Origin of the sequence: Alteraurantiacibacter aquimixticola (assembly GCF_004965515.1) — a bacterium.
Lineage (GTDB): Bacteria > Pseudomonadota > Alphaproteobacteria > Sphingomonadales > Sphingomonadaceae > Alteraurantiacibacter > Alteraurantiacibacter aquimixticola.
Map to the genome: position 1 here is coordinate 27,485 of NZ_SSHH01000001.1, position 14,965 is coordinate 42,449.

Below are 14,965 nucleotides of genomic sequence, written 5' to 3' on the forward strand. Positions count from 1 at the left end.
GTCGCCATGACGGGGTTGTTGAAGCGGGAAAGGTCCGGGCGGCATGACAGCCAGACTGGTCGATACACATGCACATTTGATCGCGGACGACTGGACCACCTATCCGGCGCGCCCGTTCACGCCGGACCTGCCGGTTCCGGACCGTCCATCCTTCACCATGACGGCCGAGCAATTGCTCGCCGAAATGGACCGGCACGGCGTGACGAGCGCCTGCCTGGTCCAGCGCGGCCATATCTATGGCTATGACAACAGCTATATCCTCGATTCCGCCGCGCGTTATCCGGATCGTTTCCGGCCCGTCGTCATCCTCGATACGCAGGACCCGGAAACGGCGGACCACTACCGCGACCTTGTGCGCAACAGGGGCGTGGCGGGCTTTCGCATGGCCAATAGCAGGCCGTGGATCCTCGATACCGCCTGGCTCAGTTCGCCCAGTGCGATGGAGGTGTGGAAGGCCTGCGCGGAGCTGGGCACGCCGATGACCGTCATCGTCTTCGACAACCAGCTTTCCTATGTCCTGCCGCTGATCAAGCTGATCGCCCTTATGTATCCCGACCTGCCGGTCATCCTCGACCATGGGGCCATGCCCTACGGGATTTCGCAATATGAAGTGGCGCTGCGCGAGGAGGCGGGCGAAACGGTGACCATGCCGCCGCCGCCCGATTACGGGATAGATGCGACGATTGCGATCTTCGAGGATGTTCCGAACGTCTATTTCAAGATCACCGAAATCAACATGGAGCGGCTGGTGAAGGCGGAGGTCGAAGCGGCCGCGCTCGTCCGCCACATGGTCGATCGTTTCGGCCCCGGCAGGCTCGTCTGGGGCTCCGATGTCGGCCAGAGCATGCTGTGGAATTATGCCGAGAAGGTCGAAATGGCGCGGGGCGCCTGCGCCTTGCTGTCGGAAGCGGAAGCAACGGCCTTCCTGCATGACAATGGAGCCAGGCTCTACGGGCTGGCGATGGGTGCCGGGGACGAATCCGTCCGGCGGGGAGAAGCGAGATGACGAGAAGCCCGGATGCCTTGCAGTTCAGAATGTCGCGCCGCGCGGCGCTGGTGGGCGGCACCGCGGCGGGCGGGACGATATTCTCCTCGCTCGCGCGCGCCGGCACGGCTGAGGATGCCGGTGCATGGGCGCCGCCGCGCAAGCTGGCCGATGTCGAGCATGACGTGGTCTACCGCCGGGATGACGAGATGGTCGGATGGCCGCATGTCATGGGCTACTGGAATTTCGGCGATGGCGAGATCCTGCAGCAGGTCCGCTCCACGACCACGCGATACGGCAATGCCGACGATATCAGCCATGACAATATCGGCCGCGAAGGGCTGGGCACCCGCACCATCGGCCTGCGCAGCACGGATTACGGGCAGACGTGGCAGGAGCCCACGATCGACATCATGGACAATGCCGATCCTACGCAGGCTGGCGTGCGCTCCATGGACGATTTGCAGCCGATCGACTTCCTCAATCCCGACATCATCATCGCCAACTCCTCTCCCGGCTTCGGCACGCCGGAAGGGCGGACCTTGCTGCGTGTGTCCAAGGATCGCGGGCATAGCTGGGGGCCGGCGATAGATGTGCCGCTCGATGCGCTGCATTCGCTGTCGGGCATGAATTCCTCGCTGATCCGTCCGGACGGGACCGCACTGATCTGGCTGATGGAAGTGGATGACAGCGGCTGGAACCGCCACCCTTGCGTCTATGCCCTGCCGCCGGGCGGTGCCGACTTCCATTTCCTGACCTTCATCACGCCGAAGCGCGACCCGAAAGGGGCTGCGAGCGGCGTCTATGACACCACCTATCGCTTTGGCGGCCACCGCTGGTTCTACCCGCGCGGCTATTTGCTGCCGAGAGGCCGGATGCTGTGCGTATTGCGGTCGCAGCGCGATCCGCGTGGGATCATGTGGACGGAGATCTTCTCCAGCGACGATGCCGGACGGACCTGGCAGTTCCTCAGCCGCGCCAACGATTTCGGCGCGCCCGGCAGCCTGGTGCAGATGCAAGATGGCCGGCTGGTGCTGGTCTATGGCTACCGGCTGGCGCCGCAAGGCATCCGCGCGCGTGTGAGCGAGGACGAGGGAAAGAGCTGGGGCCGCGAACTGATCATCCGTGACGATGGCGGCAGCTGGGACCTCGGCTATCCCAATGCCTGGGCCATGCCCGATGGCCGGGTCGGGGTGATCTACTACTTCAACGGCAAGGACGATCCCGTCCAGGTCAATGGCGGCGTGCGCCATATCCAGCGCTCGATCTTCTCGATCGACTGATGAGGCGATGAGCGGTCGTGCCCCCAAACTGTCCCGGCGCGGCGCCCTTGCGGCGGGGTCGGGAGCGTTGCTGGCCCTGGCGAGCAGCGCGGCGCGCGGGCAATCGAGCTCTGTGCTTGTGCGGACCGACTGGAAGCCGGCACGCGACCCCAGCGCGCGGCATTCCATCGTCTATCGCAATGATCGCGAATTCGCCGCCTGGCCCTTCTATTGCGGCCTGTGGCAAGTGGGTGACGGATCGATCGTCGCGGGCTTCAAGCGCGTCCCCTCCGATTACGGACAGCCGGACGCGGTCGATCACACCAATCTGACGCGCAATATGGGCGAGATCGTCGTCATCCGCTCGCGCGATGGCGGGGAAAGCTGGGACCGGGACTCGATCGTCCCCGTCTTCGACATGCTGATCAATAAGGAGAGCGACTTTCCTGCCGGGGCGGCGGACGACTGGCCCTCCTTCCCGCCGCTCGACTTTGCCAATCGCGACACGCTGCTGATGGGTGGCGGGATACCGGCGCTCTTCGCCAATCCTGCCCAGGGCTGGATGCGGGCCTCGACCGATGGCGGCCGGACGTGGAGGCCGCATCGCTTGCTCGAGATGGACGATTTCCCTTCCGTCTCGCTACCCGGCAGTTCGATCTATTCACTGCGAGCCGACGGCACCATGCTGTTCGGGGTGCACACCAATGCGCCGGGGGCGCAGGGGCCGCGGCCGGTTATCTATGCATGCGCCAATGGCCGCGACTTCCACTATCTCGGATCGATCATCGGTTACGAGCCGAAGGATCCCTATTATCCGGGCGGCTCCCCCTTTGCCGCCGCGCCGCATTTCTATCCGCGTCCCGTGGTGCTCAAGGATGGGCGCGTGATCGCCTCGCTGCGATACCAGCGCGATGCGCGCTACAATATCTGGACCGAAGTGCATGAGAGCCTCGATGGCGGGCGGACCTGGCGCTGGCTCAGCCGGGTCAATGACTGGGGCGCGCCGGGCGATTTGGTGCCGATGGCGGATGGGCGCGTCGTCTGCGTCTACGGTTTCCGCAATGCCCCGCAGGGCATCCGCTATCGCGTGAGCGAGGATGGCGGGCTGACATGGGGCCGCGAGATGATCCTGCGCGACGATGGCGGCAGCTGGGACGTGGGCTATCCGCGCGTCATCGAAGTGGCGCCGGGCCGCTTGCTGGCAACCTACTACATCAACCTGAAGAACGACCCGATCCAGATGAATGGGGGCGTCAGGCATATCGCCTGCACCGTCTTCGAGCCGTGACATATCGAGGGGACTGCCTGTGCCGATAATGCATCTCGCCCGCCGGGCCTTGGCCGCGATCTGCGCCCTGTGTCTTGCTGCCTGCACCACCCTGGCCGTTGGCTCGGCAGAACCCGCCGTGCGGAGCGTCCGCATCGCAACGGCAGGCGGAATGGCGGATGCGATCCTTGCCGTACCGGAGGGGCCGGGCAGCCATCCCGCCGTCATTCTCTGGCCCGATCTTTCGGGGCTGAGACCAAGCTATCGCGAGCTGGCGGGCAAGCTGGCCGGGGAAGGCTTTGTCGTCCTCGTCCCCAACAGCTTCCACCGCAGCATTGCGCTGGATGGTAGTGCGGCAACCGCGCAACCCGTCCTTCCTTTCGGAGAGGTCATGCGGCGCGGCGCGCCATGGCGGGAGGCGGCGGATGACGCAGCGATCATGGCGGATGCGCAGGCCTATGCGCGCTATCTCGATACGCTGCCGCAAGTGGATGGCGATGCGGGTCTCGGCACTTTAGGGGTCGATATCGGCGGGGCGCATGCCTTCCTCGCAGCGCGCGCCCTGCCGGAGCGGGTCAGGGCGGTCGCGGCGATCCATCCGCTGGCCATCGCCACGTCGCGCGAGAACAGCCCGCACCTCTTCGTCGCACAGAGCAGGGCGCAATATTTGATCGAGATCGCCCGGCCCGACGACGAGCGGGAGCCGGGCGACAAGGACGATCTGAGAACCGCCTTCGCCGATGCCGGCCTCGCGAGCCGGATCGACATCGTGGATGCCGGCCACGGCTATTTCATGCCGGACGATCCGGCTTTCGACAGCGACTTGGCGGAAGCCGGTTTCGGCAAGATCGTCGCCCTGTTCGAAGAGGCACTTGAGTGAGGCTTGGGTCCGTGTCGGGGCGTTCTCGGGCCGGATCGAGTGCCGTTGCGATCAAGCTGCGGGGCCATGCGGCGCTAGATTGAAGTCAAGAATGACACCGGGGAGAGGATAGCAATGATCAATCGTCGTACATTCATCGGGTCGAGCGTCGCGGCGGCAGGCCTCGCCGCCTTGCCGGGATCGGCCTTCGCCCATGTGATCAAGCCGTCCTACAGCTTGTGGGATGCGCATGGGCATTTCTACACCAACGATGTCGACCGCTACCCGTTCAATTCGCAAACCGCGCGCTACGGCCCGGAAATCATGGTCGCCAAGGCCATGCGCTTTCCCCAGACACCCAGGGAAGTGTTCGAATTCTGGGACGAAAGCGGCATCGCGAAAGGGGCCGGCGTCCAGTATTCCAGCACCTATCGCTTCGACAATTCCTATCTGCTGGACATTTCCGCGGACCATCCCGACCGCATTGTCCCGGTGGTCATCCTCGATCCGCATGCCGCCGATACGCCGGACAAGCTGGCGACGATGGCGCGCGACAACAAGATTGCGGGCGTGCGCTTCACCGGCACGGACCGCGAAGGCTTCTTCCCGTTCCTGACCGACGCTGCGGCTGGCACGTGGGAGGCGGCCAATGACCTTGGCCTCGTCGTGGTGCTGATGCCGATCGGCGGGGATACGCCGGGGGCGATGGCAGCGGTGGCCGAACATGCCGTGCGCTATCCCAATGCCAATATCCTGCTCGACCATATCGGCTTCCCGCGCCCGGCCGACTTGCCGGAGACATGGGGGCTCACACCGCAGCACTTCGCGCTCGCGGACATTCCGAACGTCTACTACAAATACACCACCCTGCTGATCGAGCAGCTGCACGCGCAGAACATCGACGAAAAGCCGTTCCTCGAGGCGATGGTGCAGGCCTTCGGCGCGGATAAATTGTGCTGGGGCAGCGATGTCGGCAATACGCCGGGCAGCATGTTCGGCTGGGTGCAATATGCGCTCGCTTCCGCGCAGGGGCTCAGCGCGCAGCAGCAGGAAGACCTGTTCTGGAACACGGCCGAGCGCATCCACGTGCCGGGCGGCAGGGGCTCCTGAGGCACCGGGAGAGGCTGATCGCATGGCAACGGATATGAGACCGCCGATCGTGCCTGCCGGGCTGGACCATGACGTGGTCTATCGCCGGGAGGACGAGTTCTGCTCCTGGCCCTTCACCAGCGGCTTCTGGGAAAATGGCGACGGGACGCTAATCGCCAATTTCATGACCCGCAATGTCAGCTATGACAGCGGTGATGCGATCCGGCACGACGTGCTGGGGCAGAACAGTTCCAACCCGCGCACCGTCACCGTCAGGTCGCATGATCGCGGCCTCACATGGGATGGCGAGGACCCGCAGTATAACATGATGGCTGGCCCGGGCGGGGGTGGCGAGACGCTCGATCCCGCGCAGATGGCGACGTCCTTCGATGGGCCGGTCGACTACCGCGACCCCAATGTCCTCCTCTCCAGCGGAAGCATGGGCGGCTTTGCGACCGCGAGCACAAGGGCGACGGCCAAGCTGTCGCGCGACGGCGGGAGGAGCTGGGGCGAGACGATCCTTGTCCCGCTCGAGAACCTGCCCTCGCTCACCGGCATACAATCGACCCTGGTCCGTCCGGACGGGCGGATGCTCATGTTCCTGTTCTCGGTCGAACCAGACAATACGCGCCGCCGCCCGCTGGTCTATGGCAGCGCGAACGGGGGCCGCGAATTCCATTTCATGAACTACATCGTCCCCGAGGAAGATCCCTGGGGGAATGCCGATGGCGATTACGACGATCCCAGCGTGGCCTTTGTCGGCCATCGCTGGTTCTATCCGCGCGGCTACATGCTCCCGGACGGACGGATCATCTGCGTGATCCGCTGCCAGCGCGACCCGACCGGCGTGATGTGGAGCGAGCTTTACAGCAGCGACGATGGCGGGCGGACATGGGGCTTCCTCTCGCGCATCAACGATTTCGGCGCGCCGGCCAGCCTTGTCGTCATGCCCGACGGGCGCGTGGTCGCGATCTATGGCTATCGCCTCAAGCCCTCGGGCATTCGCGCAAGGGTGAGCGAGGATGGCGGCCGCACATGGGGCCGCGAGCTGATCGTGCGCGACGACGGAGGCAGCTGGGATCTTGGTTATCCCAATGTCTGGCATGTCGAAGGCAGCACGGTCGGCGCGCTCTATTACTTCAACAGCAAACACGATCCGGTCCAGGCCAATGGCGGCGTGCGGCACGTGGCGCGCAGCATCTTTTCGATCGATTGACGGGCTTCCTCCCTGGGTTCGGGATCGCGTCCTTTACGCTGCGGGCAGCGATCCCGAACCGCTTTTTGAGGAGGGGATGAAACCAGAGGGAAGGCAGGCACGAAAGATGTCCAACGCGGCTGCAGGCTTGATCAATAGCCTCCCTGACAGCATGAGCATCCGATGTTCTTCACACCCACTCACGCGTCCGATGGCTGACCCGCAAGCGGACAAGGCAGCTACTACTGCCGATGAGACGGTCAAGGCGGCACGCGTGACCGTGCGCATTCTCGAGCAGCTTGCCACGCATGACGAAATGGGCGTGACCGAGCTTGCGCGCGAGACAGGCATGAACAAGGCACGCGCCTTTCGCTACCTGCGCACGCTGGTGGCGCTGGGCTATGCCATCCAGTTCGAGGGCAGCGAGCGCTATGCGCGCGGCCCCAAGATGCAGGCGCTGGCCCGCGTCATCGGCCAGTCTGCGGAGGAAGGCGTGGTCGATCTCGCCCGCCCGGTGCTGCAGCGGCTGCACGAGACTTTCGATCACACTTTCAACCTGTCGCTGGTCTATGGCGATTCCGTCACCATCGTGGAGACACTGCCCGGAAGGGGGCTGGTGGGGATCGTCGTGCAGGTGAACCAGCAATTGCCGCTCCATTCCACCGCGGCCGGAAAATTGCTGCTGGCCGACCGGCTGGAACGCAGCGGAGACCTACCTTGCGGGGAGCTGGAACGCTTCACCCCGCACACCATCCTCGACCGCGAAGCGCTGCGCCGGGATATCGAGGACGTCGTCCGCAAGGGCTGGGCGGATGCGCCCGAGGAGGTCGTGCTGGGCATCAACGCTGTAAGCGTTCCGATCCATGATCACAGGGGCGAACTGGTGGCCATGCTGACAGCGATGGATTCGATCCAGTTCATCACCCGCGAGCCTTCACAAACCCTGGTCGAGACCTTGCGCGATGCCGCGGCCGAGGTCAGCGCGGCTCTTACAGTCTAGGGAGAGAGGCGGATGCAGAACCTTGTCGAACGGGTGCAGGCGGAAGGGCGCGGGCTGCTGGGCACATGGGTCAAGATCCCGTCCTTCGAGACTGTCCAGCTGATCGGCCATGCCGGCTTCGACTTCGTCGTCATCGACATGGAACACGCGCCGCACTCGCTGGACCGCGCCAATGAGCTGGTCTTCTGTGCGCAGGCGATGGGCATGGCCGCTTTGGTGCGCATGCCGGACCAGCTCGGATCGACCATCCAGCCACTGCTCGATGGCGGGGCGGACGGGCTGCTGGTGCCGCGCGTTACCAGTACCAATGTCGCCGATGCCATCAGCCGTCGCATGGTCTTCGCCCCCAAGGGAGAGCGCGGCCTTGGTACCACCTCGCGTGCCGGGCGCTGGGGGCTCGCGCCGATGGAAGACTATTTGAAGCGCGGCGACGAGCAAGTGCTGCGCATGATCCAGCTGGAGGATTGGGCATCGGTCGAGCGGGCGGCGGAATTTGCCGCCCTCCCGCATGTGAACGGCCTCTTCATCGGCCATGGCGACCTTTTCCTGTCCAGCGGCAAGCCCGCCAGCGACCCGGCAGTGCGCGAACTGACCGCGGCCATGCTGGCTGCAACCAAGGAAGCGGGCATCGCCTCGGGCGTCGCAGTTGGATCGCCCGAGGAAGCGCGCAGCCATCTCGAGCAAGGCTTCTCGCTGGTCATGCTGAGCAACGACACGACCCTGTTCGGCCAGGCCGTGGCCGAAGCCGCTGCGGCAGCGCGGGCCTAAAGCGCGCCGATATAGCCGCCGTCGAGCGGCAGGACATGCGCATTGACATAGGCGCCCGCGCGCGAGGCGAGGAAGATCACCGCGCCCTGCGCATCCTCGGCAGCCCCCGCCCGCCCGGCAGGGATATAGGCGGCGATGCTCTTCTGCGTCGCTTCGCTTTCGGTGTCGTGCATTTGCGAAGGGAATGGACCCGGCGCGATCGCGTTGACGGTGATGTTGTCCGACGCGAAGGACTTGGCGAGCGAACGCGTGACCTGGTGGATCGCGGCTTTCGACGCGCCATAGGGATGCGCCTCCCAACCCGGCACGTGCAAGCCCCCGATGGAGCCGATATTGATGATCCTTGCCGGGTCCCCGGGCCGCGCAGCCATGCGCAATTGCGGCAGCAGGGCTTTGACCAGGAATACCGGCGCGCGCAGGTTCACGGCCATCAGCGCGTCCCAGTCTTCTTCGGAGAGGCTTGCAAGCTCGCCGCCGCAATTGGTCCCGGCATTGTTCACCAGCAAGTGCAGCCGGTCTTCGCGCTCGGCGAAGGCGCGCGCGAGCGCCGCAGGCGCATCGGGGTCGGCAAAATCCGCCTCCAGCCCGACCACCTCTCCGCCGCTTTCCTCTGCCAGCCGCGCTGCTGCATCCTGCGCGCGGGAAAGCTCGCGCCCGGTCACATAGGTGCGCACGCCGCGCCCAGCGAGGCCCGAGGCGATCATGGCCCCGATGCCGCTGGTCCCACCCGTCACAAGGGCGGTTTTTCCGCGCAGCGAGAATAGCGGATCGGTTTCTTCCATGGTGGTCTCCCGGGTCTTGCGGGCACCAGCATAAGAGGCGGATTTCCGCCGCTTCAAGCGCCAATCGCCAGATGCGAAAATATACTTGCCGCGGCAAATTCACGCGCCGCGATGGTCAAGCGGGCAGGCCTGTTGCCCCTAGGATGGAACCATGCGCCAGGTGCTTGGGCGCAGCTCCCCAAGGGCGGGGTCGTGTTCAGCGCGGCTCCGCCCTTTTGGCGTCCGGCCTTACGTTGCGCTGCAATAAATGAAACAGTGTTTCAAAAACTTGACTTAAGGTCGGTTTTCCGGATAGACCTGCGCAAAATAAAGGCGACCGGAAAAACTGGCGCCAACAGGCGGAGAGGGTCTGGATGGAACTTCTGAGCACGAAGGGCCTGCCGGTAAACGGCAGGGCCGCAGCTTGGGCGGAGCTTTATGCGACGCGGATGAGCGCTTGCGAGTTCACGCCGCAGGATGGCGGTGAATTCGCCGCCGAATTGAGGATTGGCAGCCTTGGTCCGGTCAAGCTCGCCCGCTTGCAGCTCGACCGCTGCAGCGTGGAGCGGCGGGCCAGCCACATCACCCAGAATTCGCAGCGTTTGTACAACTTCCTGCTGCAGGCCGAAGGATCGAGCATCTTTTATCATTGCGGCCGGGAAGCCGAACTTGTCGCAGGCGACTTCGTCCTCTGCGATACCGGCCTGCCGCATTTCTTCCGCACGGAGGATCACTCGACCACGGTGATGGTGCGCGTGCCGGGCGAGACGCTGCGTTCCTACCTGCCGACGCCGGAGCAATTTTGCGGCCAGCTGCTGGGCAGGGCGAGCGGGCTGACCGGGACGATCGCGGCCATGGTGCGCGAATTGAGCAGCGGCGAAGCGGGGATCGATGCGAATTGCGAAGACCGCGTCGCGCGCTACCTGCTGGAGATGATCTCCATGGCCTATACAGCCGGGATAAGCCCAAGCGAGGATGCCGAGGCCACGGCGATCGCGTGGCAGCGGCACAAGACCGTGCTCTGCTATATCGAGGATAATCTGCGCGATCCCGAGCTGTCGCCGGCGACGATCTCCGAACGGCTGAAAGTGTCGCCGCGCTACCTGCGCGCGGTGTTCTCGCCCGGCGGCGAGAAGATGGGCGCATACATCCTGCGCCGCCGGCTGGAGGAATGCGCGCGCCAGATGGCCAACCCCGCGTGGAAAGCGCATACGCTGACCGAGATCGCCTTTTCATGGGGCTTTAACAGCGCGGCGCATTTCACCCGCACCTTCCACGAGAAATACGGAATGGCCCCGCGCGAATATCGCCGGGTCATGCTGATGAAGGACTGCGCCTGACGTTAGTCCGTTGCGGGCGTGTTCAGGGCTGCCGTGGCCGCGAGATAGGCGGCGAGCTCCTCGATCTGCGCATCGGTCAGCTCGGCCTTGCGGAACATCGGCATGGCTCCGCTGCCGCGCCGCACGAATAGCGTGAGCACCGGTGCGGAGAGGTCGCTGCGCAGTTCAAGCGCGGCAGGAAGCGCGCCCTCATATTTCGCGGCGAGCGCGGCGGTGCCCGGCAGCATCGGAGAGCCGTCATCGCCGGGCCCGGTGCCGTGGCAGGGGGCGCATTGCCGGGCGAAGACTTGCTGTCCGGGCAGGTCCGCCCGCTCGATATCGCGCACCGGCTCTCGCGCGGCGGCGACGCCGAGGAGGAGGGTGGAGGCGGCCAGTGTGCCGAGGGTCAGCCTTATGCTCATGCTCGGAACCTCCGCGGCCAGATCCCGCCGCGGCCCGGAGCGATGATGCCATCGGGGTCAATCGCATCCTTCAGCTGCTCGTGGAAGCGGCGCAATATGTGGTTGTTGAAGCTGTAGGTGCCCGCCACGTCATCCTGATAGATCGGTGCGGCGCGATAGTCGCCCCAGCCATGTTCGGCAGCAACCGCGACGCATTTCTTCATCGCCGCATGGGTGATCGCATTATGCGCGGGATCGTCATGCTTGATGCTGGGCGCGAAGACCATCTGGAAGGTATGCGTGTGCCAGAATAGCGGAGTGGTCAGCGCGTTGAAGAAGGGCGGCAGCGTCGGGAATTCCTTCATCGCATCGCCCAGCACGCGCTGCACCTCGAACACCGCCTCACCCGTACGCGGGAGGACGGGGAAGAAGCCGACATGGCCGTCGTCACGCACGATCTTCCACGCGCCGAGGCTGGGCACGCCCAAGGATCGGCGGCGCTTGATGCTGGTCTGCCAGGGCTGGGTGGTGTTGTTCAGCTGCTCTTCGGTGGCAGGCATCGGGAAGTGGTCGCCTTCGAAGCTCGCCGCGCCGGGAATGTCCGAAAGGATGCGATCCTTGGCATAGTGCCAGTTTTCGAGCGTCGCCTTTTCAGGGCCGAAGAATTGCAGTTCCACCTGCCAGTTATGCAGGCCCGCATCGCTCGCCGCCGCATCCATTTCCGCATCGGAGGGGCCGCCGGTCCTGGTTGCCAGCGCCATGAAATCCGCATTGCCCATCAGCGCGGAGAGGGGCGAGCCATATTCGACCTCCCCAATCAGCCCGCTGTCGGACAGGTAGTTCACATGGTTCACCAGCTTCACGAAGTCGCGCCGGCGCGGCACGGTGATAAGGGCGCTGCGGTAATATTCGGGCAGCGGCAGCAGGCGGAAACCCATCTTGGTCACCACGCCGAAATTGCCTTGCGCGAACAGGCCCGCCGGGTCCGGTCCGAAGCCGTAAGGGTATTCCTGCCAGGTGTCGGAGCCGGGCAGCGCACCCATGCCGGTGCGCATCACCTCGCCATCGGGCAGCACCACTTCCATCCCGCAATGCGCGCCGAAATGGTCGCGGAAATGCGGCATGGTGTAGCCGACACCGCGTTCCAGCGAGTTGCCGACCGGCGAGCCCCAACCGGGATCGGGGCAATCGAGCATCAGCTTGAGGCCGCGCTCCTGGATTTCGCGATAGAGGTCGAAATAGGAGACGCCTGGTTCCACCAGGCAATAGGCGCGCTCCTCATTTACCTCGATCACGCGGTTCATGCGCTTGAGATCGAGCACGACCGAGCCGTTCACATTCGGCGAAGGGCCGCCATAGCCAAAGTTCTTGCCGGTCGAGATCGGGAAGAGCGGCACGCGGTGGCGGCGGGCGATTCGCACCACTTCGCTGACCTGCTCCACGTTCTCCGGCGCGACGGCGGCGCTGGCATGGCGTTCCTCGCCCGTGTTCCAGACGGGGCTGAAGCTGTCGCGATAGGGGAACATGTCCGCCTCTCCCGACCACACCCAGTCCGCACCGACCGTGCCGCGCAATTCTTCGAGGAAGGCGGCAAAGCCCGCCTCGTCCATATCCGGCGGCAATAGGCTCATGCGGCAACGCTCGGATGATGCGGAGCGATGACCCAGCTGACCGGCGCGACACCGCGCGCATCGGGCTCTGCCAACGGCGTACGGGTGACCACGCGGCGGCCCTGGTGGGTAGCAAGTGTTTCCAGCACGAACAGCGCATCCGACCCGGTGATCCCGCCCAGCACGAAGCCACGCTCGCGCCAGCGCGCATCGAGCACTTCGTACCACACGCGCGTGACATCGCCCGCAAAGCGCATCACCGGAACCCCGGCATGGAGCGGCGCGTCATCGAACGGGAAGCGCTCATCCACCAGCAGCGCGTCGAGGCCCTGCGGTGCGGCGGCAAAGGCGGCCTGCGATCCGGCGGCAAGCGCGGGGGCGACCATGCCCCATTTGATCAGGTCGCGGCGGGTAATCATTCGCTACTTCCCCCATGAAGTTGCACCATCTCGTCCGCCAGCAAGGGCGTGTGCGCGCCGCGATCTTCCAGTGGGGCGGTGAGATAGGCTGAGAGCTGCGCCAGCTCGGCATCGGAAATCTCGGTCGGGCGGAAAGGCGGCATCCAGGCGACGCCATTGCGCACGAACACGCCGATCACCGGCGCGGAAAGATCCGTGCGGTCCTCCAGCGCGGCGGGAATGTCCGAGCCGTCATACTTGGCGGCAAGCGACATGGTGCCCGGCAGGCTCGGCTCGGCCGCATGGCAGGGTGCGCACCAATGGGCGTAGACGGCCTTGCCCTCCGCCAGCTCGGGCGCGGCGGGACCCGTGCGCACCGCATCCTGCGCGGCGACCGCGCCGACACCGGCGGCAAGCAAGGCGGCACTCGCCAGCAGCAGCCTCATGCTCCCCTCCCTTCGCGCAGATGCTTCGGCCAGACACCATAGCGGCCGGCGGACAGGATGCCATTGGGATCGAGCGCGTCCTTGATCGCCTCGTTCACGCGGCGCAGCTTGTGGTCGCCGAAGCTGTAGGCGCCCATCACATCGTCCATGAAGGCGGGCGGGCAGCGATATTCGCCCCAGCCATGCTCGGCGCAAATGTCGATGATCTCGCGCACGGCCTCGCGCAAATGCTGGTTGCGGGCGGGGTCCTTGTAGACCGGCACGGCGGCGAAGAGGACGAAGCTGCGCGTCCAGCAGGTGACGGCGGGGGCGAACATGAACAGGTCCAGCCCCAGCCGCTCGCATTCGCGGCGCATCACGCGGTTGGCATCGATAATGCCCTTGCCCGATCGCGGTATCACGGCGGAGAACCAGATATGCCCGTCGCTGGGATTGAAATCGCCATAGCCGCGCGATCCGACATTGAAGATTTCGAGCGAGGGAATGCCGAAGCGCGGCTTGTGGATGCGCTCCATATCCTCGGCACTGATCGGCAGGTCGACGAAGCTCTGTTCGGCAAAGCGCACGCCGGGGATATGGGCAAAGCGCGACTGCACATATTCCCACTGCGCCCGGATGACTTTCTCTGGGCCATAGAAATTGGGCGAGAAGCTCCAGGCGGGAATGCCGCTTTCTTCCACCATGCGGTTCATTTCCGCAGCATCGGGCACCATGGCCATGACGATCGGATTGCCTTGCGTCAGCACGGGTGAGCTGAAGCCCGGCATGCCGTTGAAGATATTGCCATATTCCAGTTCATTGGCGATGCGGACCAGCTCTTCGAGATCCTCGTATCGCATCACGCTGACGCTGGCGGAAAGCCATGCCTCGGGCCGCGGGAACATCCAGAAGCCCATCTTGGTGACGACGCCCAGCGTGCTCTGGCGGAACAGCCCGTCCATGCAGGGGCCGATCCCCATGCGATATTGCTGCCAGGTCTCGCTGCCGGGCAGTGCGCCCATACCGGTGCGGAAAAGCTCGCCATCGGCCATCACCGCCTCGATCCCGCAGACCGCCTCGAAATGCCCGCGATAGCCCTGCACGGTATAGCCGCCGCCTGAATCGAGCGCATTGCCGACCAGTGAGCCCCAGCCCGGATCGGGCACCGACATCATCAGCTTGGAGCCGCTTTCCTGCAAATGGCGGTACATGTCGAAGAAGGAGACGCCCGGTTCGACGAGGCAGGAGCAATTGTCCTCATTCACCTCGATCACGCGGTTCATGCGCTTGAGGTCCAGAACCACGCTGCCCGACAGCACCGGGGCCGAACCGCCATAGCCGAGATTGCGCCCGGTGGAGATCGGATAGATCGGGATGCGCCGTTCATTGGCGATGCGGACGACCTGCTGTACCTCCTCCACATTGGCGGGGGCCACAGCGGCGCTGGCGACCTTTTCCTCAGGCTCGCCCCACAGGACCGAGTAAAAGTCGCGATAGGTGTTGAGATCGGCCGGCTGGTCGAACACCCAGTCCGCGCCGACGGCGGAGCGCATGGCGGAAAGCCCGTCGGCGAAATCCGCAGCGCTCATATTGGGCGGTGTGGCCATGAATTGTCTCTCCCTCATC

The 14,965-nt window shown here is 64.9% G+C and carries 15 protein-coding genes; 9 read left to right on the forward strand and 6 right to left on the reverse strand.

Annotated features, from left to right (window positions below):
* Nucleotides 1–43: 43 nt before the first annotated feature.
* From E5222_RS00120 to E5222_RS00155, 8 genes are all read left to right on the forward strand, one after another.
* Complete coding sequence (locus E5222_RS00120) at nucleotides 44–1,006, forward strand: amidohydrolase family protein (RefSeq protein WP_136691456.1); 963 nt, start codon at nucleotides 44–46, stop codon at nucleotides 1,004–1,006.
* Nucleotides 1,003–2,268: a sialidase family protein gene (locus E5222_RS00125; protein WP_136691457.1), complete on the forward strand. Its 1,266-nt coding sequence runs from the start codon at nucleotides 1,003–1,005 to the stop codon at nucleotides 2,266–2,268. Before E5222_RS00120 ends, E5222_RS00125 begins: the two co-directional genes overlap by 4 nt.
* 7 nt (nucleotides 2,269–2,275) lie before the next feature.
* Nucleotides 2,276–3,535, forward strand: coding sequence for a sialidase family protein (locus E5222_RS00130; RefSeq protein ID WP_169053422.1), 1,260 nt, complete (start codon nucleotides 2,276–2,278; stop codon nucleotides 3,533–3,535).
* A gap of 28 nt (nucleotides 3,536–3,563) precedes the next feature.
* On the forward strand, nucleotides 3,564–4,394 hold the full coding sequence (locus E5222_RS00135) for a dienelactone hydrolase family protein (protein ID WP_246021557.1): 831 nt from the start codon (nucleotides 3,564–3,566) through the stop codon (nucleotides 4,392–4,394).
* Between the two features lie 114 nt (nucleotides 4,395–4,508).
* Nucleotides 4,509–5,483 (forward strand): amidohydrolase family protein, encoded by a 975-nt coding sequence (locus tag E5222_RS00140; RefSeq protein WP_136691460.1) that lies wholly within the window; start codon nucleotides 4,509–4,511, stop codon nucleotides 5,481–5,483.
* A 22-nt stretch (nucleotides 5,484–5,505) separates the two neighbouring features.
* A complete protein-coding gene (locus E5222_RS00145; RefSeq protein ID WP_169053424.1) occupies nucleotides 5,506–6,678 on the forward strand; it encodes a sialidase family protein in 1,173 nt (390 codons plus the stop codon).
* A 190-nt stretch (nucleotides 6,679–6,868) separates the two neighbouring features.
* The gene (locus tag E5222_RS00150; RefSeq protein ID WP_169053425.1) at nucleotides 6,869–7,657 is read left to right on the forward strand and encodes an IclR family transcriptional regulator; all 789 of its coding nucleotides are present in this window, start codon (nucleotides 6,869–6,871) and stop codon (nucleotides 7,655–7,657) included.
* Between the two features lie 12 nt (nucleotides 7,658–7,669).
* Nucleotides 7,670–8,425 carry an HpcH/HpaI aldolase family protein gene (locus E5222_RS00155; protein ID WP_136691463.1) on the forward strand — a complete coding sequence of 252 codons (756 nt, stop codon included), beginning with the start codon at nucleotides 7,670–7,672 and terminating at the stop codon, nucleotides 8,423–8,425.
* Here E5222_RS00155 and E5222_RS00160 read toward each other — a convergent pair.
* A complete protein-coding gene (locus E5222_RS00160) occupies nucleotides 8,422–9,207 on the reverse strand; it encodes an SDR family oxidoreductase (RefSeq protein WP_136691464.1) in 786 nt (261 codons plus the stop codon). The genes E5222_RS00155 and E5222_RS00160 overlap by 4 nt on opposite strands.
* 353 nt (nucleotides 9,208–9,560) lie before the next feature.
* Here E5222_RS00160 and E5222_RS00165 point away from each other — a divergent pair, with 353 nt between their 5' ends.
* The gene (locus E5222_RS00165; protein WP_136691465.1) at nucleotides 9,561–10,526 is read left to right on the forward strand and encodes a helix-turn-helix domain-containing protein; all 966 of its coding nucleotides are present in this window, start codon (nucleotides 9,561–9,563) and stop codon (nucleotides 10,524–10,526) included.
* 2 nt (nucleotides 10,527–10,528) lie between these two features.
* Here E5222_RS00165 and E5222_RS00170 read toward each other — a convergent pair whose 3' ends face one another.
* The 5 genes from E5222_RS00170 to E5222_RS00190 are packed head-to-tail and all read right to left on the reverse strand — an operon-like array spanning nucleotide 10,529 to nucleotide 14,946.
* Complete coding sequence (locus tag E5222_RS00170; RefSeq protein WP_136691466.1) at nucleotides 10,529–10,927, reverse strand: c-type cytochrome; 399 nt, start codon at nucleotides 10,925–10,927, stop codon at nucleotides 10,529–10,531.
* Entirely contained in the window at nucleotides 10,924–12,537 is a 1,614-nt protein-coding gene (locus E5222_RS00175) for an FAD-binding oxidoreductase (RefSeq protein ID WP_136691467.1), read from the reverse strand. The genes E5222_RS00170 and E5222_RS00175 overlap by 4 nt, the downstream gene beginning before the upstream one ends.
* On the reverse strand, nucleotides 12,534–12,935 hold the full coding sequence (locus tag E5222_RS00180) for a hypothetical protein (RefSeq protein ID WP_136691468.1): 402 nt from the start codon (nucleotides 12,933–12,935) through the stop codon (nucleotides 12,534–12,536). Before E5222_RS00180 ends, E5222_RS00175 begins: the two co-directional genes overlap by 4 nt.
* Nucleotides 12,932–13,360, reverse strand: coding sequence for a c-type cytochrome (locus E5222_RS00185; protein WP_136691469.1), 429 nt, complete (start codon nucleotides 13,358–13,360; stop codon nucleotides 12,932–12,934). The genes E5222_RS00180 and E5222_RS00185 overlap by 4 nt, the downstream gene beginning before the upstream one ends.
* Nucleotides 13,357–14,946: an FAD-binding oxidoreductase gene (locus E5222_RS00190; protein WP_169053426.1), complete on the reverse strand. Its 1,590-nt coding sequence runs from the start codon at nucleotides 14,944–14,946 to the stop codon at nucleotides 13,357–13,359. The genes E5222_RS00185 and E5222_RS00190 overlap by 4 nt, the downstream gene beginning before the upstream one ends.
* Nucleotides 14,947–14,965 lie beyond the last annotated feature (19 nt).